Here is a 1,245-nt window from a genome sequence, read left to right on the forward strand (position 1 = left end):
TTCGAAAAACCTGGCACGGAGAAAAAGCCGGGTACAGCGGTTGGTACAACTCTGCAGCATTCGACAAATTTGCGAAAGAAGAAGGTCTTTACTCTAAAAGCCTGAACGGCGACGCCTTCTCTGATGAAGCAAAGAAAAAAGCCATTGAACTGATCAAAGAAGATTTGGGTCAGGTGGACATGGTTGTTTACTCGCTGGCATCTCCAGTGCGCAAACTGCCTAAGACTGGCGAAGTTGTACGTTCTTCTCTGAAACCAATCGGTGAAGTTTACCGTTCGACAGCGGTTGACACGAACAAAGATGAAATCATCGAAACAAGTGTTGAGCCAGCAACTGAAGAAGAAATCAAAGATACCGTCACCGTAATGGGTGGTGAAGATTGGGAACTGTGGATCCAAGCACTGTCTGATGCAGGTGTACTGGCTGACGGTTGTAAAACTGTTGCTTACAGCTACATCGGTACTGAGCTGACATGGCCAATCTACTGGGACGGAGCTCTAGGCCGTGCGAAGATGGACCTAGACCGTGCAGCAGCAGCTTTGAATACCCAGCTTTCTGCTACTGGCGGCAGTGCAAACGTTGCAGTGCTGAAGAGCGTGGTAACTCAGGCGTCTTCAGCGATTCCAGTCATGCCATTGTACATTGCAATGGTATTTAAGAAGATGCGTGAAGAAGGCCTACACGAAGGTTGTATGGAACAAATCTTCCGTATGTTCAGCCAGCGTCTTTACAAAGAAGACGGCTCAGCAGCAGAAGTAGACGACAAAAACCGTCTGCGTCTGGATGACTGGGAGCTTCGTGAAGACATTCAGCAGCACTGCCGTGATCTGTGGCCGCAAATCACCTCAGAGAACCTGAAAGAGCTGACGGATTACGTTGAGTACAAAGAAGAGTTCCTGAAACTGTTCGGCTTTGGTATTGAAGGTGTTGATTACGACGCTGACATAAACCCAGAAGTGAACTTCGACGTACAAGCTATCTAATTTGTACCGAGATAAAAGGCCAGCTTACTCGCTGGCCTTTTTTATTTCTGCTTTTGATACAACAAGAAAGAAAAGGGTGAAAACTGCAAATTTCCAGAAAAAATTGCCAAAAATATGATCAATGTGGCTGATATTTATCATATTTGCTCGAATAAGAAGCAAACGAACGAAATCCCCTAAATTTGTACGTGACAGCCCGAAAAACTTATGTAGAATGCCACGCATACCAACGAGGAAGGCAACTTCCAAAGGTGGTTGGAAT

Annotated in this window: 1 protein-coding gene and 1 pseudogene; one reads left to right on the forward strand and one right to left on the reverse strand. The window is 45.9% G+C overall.

Translation table 11 applies throughout. The features are described from left to right. Nucleotides 1-983, forward strand: a pseudogene (fabV, locus tag ATN88_RS04525) (enoyl-ACP reductase FabV); the annotation flags it as partial. A gap of 24 nt (nucleotides 984-1,007) precedes the next feature. Here the strand turns inward: fabV and ATN88_RS26045 are convergent. Then, a partial coding sequence (locus ATN88_RS26045; RefSeq protein ID WP_198158329.1) for a hypothetical protein occupies nucleotides 1,008-1,245 on the reverse strand: 238 nt, incomplete at its 5' end.

Source organism: Enterovibrio coralii (assembly GCF_001559595.1).
GTDB classification, from domain to species: domain Bacteria; phylum Pseudomonadota; class Gammaproteobacteria; order Enterobacterales; family Vibrionaceae; genus Enterovibrio; species Enterovibrio coralii.